This is a genomic window from Hydrocoleum sp. CS-953, assembly GCF_002260545.1.
GTDB lineage: Bacteria > Cyanobacteriota > Cyanobacteriia > Cyanobacteriales > Microcoleaceae > Trichodesmium.
The window spans coordinates 1-4,446 of record NZ_LGSU01000733.1 but is presented as its reverse complement, the minus strand read 5'-3'; the positions used below and the strand labels follow the sequence as shown (position 1 = coordinate 4,446).

The window sequence follows — 4,446 nt, the reverse complement described above, 5'->3', positions numbered from 1 at the left end:
CATTATCCATTATCCATTATCCATTATCCATTATCCATTATCCATTATCCATTATCCATTATCCATTATCCATTATCCATTATCAATTATCCATTATTAATTACTTTGTCGAGTATAAATTTGACCGTCATCCCAGATAGATTTAATCCTTGTTTGAACCGCACTCAAAAAACCAAGACTATAAAAACTGCCACGAGTAATTATTTTGATAGGAGAACCACCTTTATAACAAGGTGGGTTGCCCAAAACATGACAATCAAATAATTTGGCAAAGAAACGCAAACATTGATTAGGAGTGAGATTTTTTAACCCCATAAAAAAGTGATTGTGATAGAAAGTAACTTGATACTTTAGTGACCTTGTAGAAATATCATGGCAACCTCCACTTTCTTCACCCAAATGAACTAAAGAAGCTTCTGGGTCAAACCAAATCTGATAACCAGTTTGTCGCAACCTCAAACAAAAATCCGACTCTTCCCGTACTGCACTACCACGAAACCGCTCATCGAAACTCAGGCCATACTTAGTAAAAATCTCTCGGCGATAGGACATATTGCAGCCTCTTGCTGAGATGACTCGTTGAGCTTTAACCGTATGTACCAGATCGATATGATACCAAGCAATACCGGGGTCTGATGCTTCTGGAGGTAAATCCTCTATTTCCAACTCTCCACCAGAATCTCCTAATTTCATCCGGTCAAATACTCGTCCTGCAACTGCTCCTATCTCTGGGCGATCCACATAGTTACGAGCATGGGCAGCCAAAAAATCTGGTTCCATACGGACATCATCATCAATAAAAAGGATTATTTCCCCACTACAATGTCTAACCGCATAATTTCTTGCCCCTGGTAAACTCGCCCAAGTCAGACAGAACAATTTAATTTTTCCAGCATTAGCTTGTTCTTCTAAATAAGCTTGAGTTTCTGGTTTATGAGTCGCAGTTTGGTCAACTACTAAAATTTCAAAATTAGGGTAGTCTTGCTTAATAAGATCTGCTATGGTATCTACTAGAGGTTCTTCCCGATTATAGGTAGGAATAACAACGGAAATGGGAATAGTTAATTGTTGATTTTCTAGGGTTAGAGATTGTGCGTTCATTTTTCTCCTTCTTATTTACTATTTTCCATTTCTTCTTCAGCTTTGATTCTTGCCTGTTCCTGTTTATCAATTTCAGGTATCCTCAGAACAACTCCAGCAAAATACCAATAATAAACCGCAACTGGATCTACATCAAGAGGGTAATAATAAGTGTTATAACTAATAATCATAACAAAAACCCAATAGCTTGCACCCAAACTGCGTAGATTTTTATCTTTAACTGACCGATAAGCTTTAAAACCACTAAGAGTAATACTTGTTAATAGGACTAACATTGCAATTGCGCCTACCTGTCCTATTTCATAAATTAACTTAGGATAATAAGTCTCAATTAATCTAGTTCTACCAAAAACTCTGGTTGAGTTGGTAGCTCGCCCTACTCCTTTGCCAATAATTCCTACATGACCAGATTCCTCAAATTGTTGGGCAATAAAAGCAGTTGGTGGTGAAGCTTGCCAGCGACTCACAAAACTATCTATCCGCTCTTGAACAACTGCGGGATTTGATACTATTACCCCTCCCAGTACAACACCTAGTCCAATACCAATGGGGAGAAACCGTTTGAGGTTAGCTACCTGACCTGTTAAGACTAATAGTATTATTGTTACTGTGGGAACCAAAGCTAGAGCAATTCTTTGACCGCTAATAGCTGCATTAACAAAAACTACTGCCATTCCAAATAAACCTGCTATTCGCCAGAGGGGAGAGGGATCGCAAAAAGCAACTGCAAAAGTAAAGGCAGCATTAGAAATCAAGAACCATCCCCACTGCCAAGGTGCAACAAAGGTACCAGGCAAACGAATTACACCCTGAGTGGGGCTAAATAGTAGAGCACCTCCTATTAAACATTTAGCTTCTAGGGTTGCCTTAAATAATTGGTCTCCAGTAAAACCACGAGTACCGTTACACTTTCCAGATGCAAGGAATTGGTACTGTACCATACCAAGTAAACAGCAGATAATAGCCAGAATTAGTGTCAAACGGGCAGCAAATAATAACTCTTTTTTAGTTTTTAGTTTATAATAAGCTCCCGTGATTAGAGGTACATAGCCAAGCATTACTTTAAGTCCCAATATTCCCTGTGCAATGGGTTGATCGGGTTTCTTGGATTGGTTAAGTACAACACCTGGTCTGGGTGGAGGTGGATTAAACTGTCTAGCACCATTAACAAATATTAGGGTGATTAGACAAAACCCCAATAAAAAGTACAGGGGATTTTTCATTGCCTTGGGAATAATAAATGGCTTTCCTGTATTTTTGCACCACAGGCCAACGGCAATTATTGCAGGAATATAAAACCCATCCTTCGCTAACTGAAATATTGGACTTCCTCCACCTATCCAGTAAGTAATGGTACCAGCAAAGGGCATATAGATCATAAATCCCCAAAGTCCCAACATTGGATACTTGAAGGAAAGAGCTAAAACTGCTACACCACCACCACCAGCAAGAGCGAGCTTGGGATCTGCCACAAAGAATAATACGACACCAATTACAGCGCCAAGACCACCATAAGTAACCAGAGCGCCGATGGCTTCCTGAATTTGTTTAGTCCTTTGGCGCTTTCTGGCAGCTAGCTCTTTTTTGCTAATCTGGGGAGCAGCAGCTTTGCCTTTCTTTTTTGATTTGCTTTTTAATTTTTTTTTAGACTTTTGTTTTGTTGGCATTGTTGAGTCAGTTTTAACTAGCTATCAGCTTTTAGCATTCAGATATCAGCTTTGTAAGCTTGGGGTTAAAATCCCCTTCTAAACTTGAAAAAAATAATCTTGCTGAGTGCTGAGTGCTGAGTGCTGACCGCTTTTTTAAGCCAGATGTTGCTGGACTGCTAAAACTAAGTTCTCAGTCCAAGAGTTTGCTAGTTCAGCATTAATAGCTTCTACCATAACTCGAATTACTGGCTCTGTGCCAGAGGCTCGGACTAAAACCCTTCCAAAATCTGCTAGAGCTGTTTCTGCTTCTTCAATAGCTCTGACTAATGGTTCGCAGTTTTTCCAGTTCGCTCGGCGATCGCGGTCTTCAACCCGGACATTTCGGAGCAATTGGGGGTAGGTCTGAAAGCTTTGGTCTACTAATTCTGCTAGAGAAACTCCAGAATTTTTAACTAGAGTGGCCAAATGCAAGGCCGTCATTAGACCATCTCCTGTAATGGCATAGTGGGGACAGAGAATATGTCCTGATTGTTCTCCACCTAACATTGAACCTGTGCGCTGCATTTCTGCATGAACATATTGGTCTCCCACTTTAGTCCGTAACATTTGTCCACCCTGTTTCTGCCAAGCACGTTCAAAGCCTAAATTTGCCATGACAGTAGTAACAATTAAATTGTTTGGTAGTAAGCCTGCTTTACTTAAGCTTTGGCCCCAAAAATAGAGAATATAATCTCCATCAATAGAACGACCTTGAGAATCTACTGCTAATACTCGGTCAGCATCTCCATCAAAGGCAAATCCCATATCAGCTTGATTTTCTATTACTGCTTGTTGGAGAGTATGAAGATGGGTCGAACCACAGTTAACATTTATCAGATCGCCGTTCGGTTGGTCATGTAAACAAATAATTTCTGCCCCCATTCCCTGAAAAACTTCTGGGGCAGTATGAACTGCTGCCCCCCAAGCTAAGTCTAGAACTATTTTCATTCCCTGCAAATATCCTGGTGTTAAAGGAGAATGTAGAGATGCTTGGTAGTCTTTGACTAATTCTGGTCTATGGTAATGCTGTCCCCAGTTATTGTGGATGCTGGGAAAATCCGCCGTTCCTCTAATTCCAGATTCTATTTGTTTCTGTAATTCTGAAGGGAGTTTTGTACCGTCGGAGCCAAAAAATTTAATTCCATTATCTTCGGGTGGATTATGACTAGCAGAAATCATTACCCCGCCTATTGCTTCTGAAATGCTAGTAAGATAGGCAACACAGGGGGTAGGGCATAAACCTAAATTCCAAACTTCTAAGCCTGCTGCTGTTAAACCTGCTGATAGAGCCATGGCTAACATATTACCGGAGTTTCTGGTATCTTGACCCATAATTATCGGGCCGGGGTTTGGAGAATATTGGCGCAATACTTGTCCAGCCCAAAAACCTATTTGCAGGGCTAAGGGGGCGGTGAGTAGTTCTCCTGCTTTGCCTCGGATGCCATCTGTACCGAATAAGGGGGTTGTGGGCAGTGAGGTGTTGTTCCAAGGCAATGTTGTTGTTATTGCTGTGGGTGATAAGTTAAAAGTATTTTGTCCGTAAGTTGGTTTGAATGATGGTGTTGCTACCATAATTTTCACTCCTCGTCAATATTAAGTTATTCTCACTCTCAACAAAGAGAATAGCACCTCCGGACTTAATACTAAATAATGAGGT

3 protein-coding genes are annotated in these 4,446 nt (G+C 40.6%); all 3 read right to left on the bottom strand.

Annotation, left to right across the window (positions count from 1 at the left end; translation table 11 throughout):
- Positions 1-96 precede the first annotated feature (96 nt).
- The 3 genes from hpsN to glmM all read right to left on the bottom strand — a co-directional run bounded on the left by hpsN (position 97) and on the right by glmM (position 4,361).
- A complete protein-coding gene (gene hpsN, locus AFK68_RS08715; protein WP_094672395.1) occupies positions 97-1,101 on the bottom strand; it encodes a hormogonium polysaccharide biosynthesis glycosyltransferase HpsN in 1,005 nt (334 codons plus the stop codon).
- An 11-nt stretch (positions 1,102-1,112) separates the two neighbouring features.
- Positions 1,113-2,768 carry a hormogonium polysaccharide biosynthesis protein HpsL gene (hpsL, locus tag AFK68_RS08710; RefSeq protein WP_094672394.1) on the bottom strand — a complete coding sequence of 552 codons (1,656 nt, stop codon included), beginning with the start codon at positions 2,766-2,768 and terminating at the stop codon, positions 1,113-1,115.
- Between the two features lie 135 nt (positions 2,769-2,903).
- Positions 2,904-4,361, bottom strand: a complete 1,458-nt coding sequence (glmM, locus tag AFK68_RS08705; protein WP_094672393.1) for a phosphoglucosamine mutase — start codon at positions 4,359-4,361, stop codon at positions 2,904-2,906.
- Positions 4,362-4,446: the final 85 nt, after the last annotated feature.

Excerpts from the sequence above, each read along its gene's own strand:
- hpsN (WP_094672395.1), bottom strand. The coding sequence starts at position 1,101 with ATGAACGCACAATCTCTAACCCTAGAAAATCAACAATTAACTATTCCC.
- hpsL (WP_094672394.1), bottom strand. The coding sequence starts at position 2,768 with ATGCCAACAAAACAAAAGTCTAAAAAAAAATTAAAAAGCAAATCAAAA.
- glmM (WP_094672393.1), bottom strand. The coding sequence starts at position 4,361 with ATGGTAGCAACACCATCATTCAAACCAACTTACGGACAAAATACTTTT.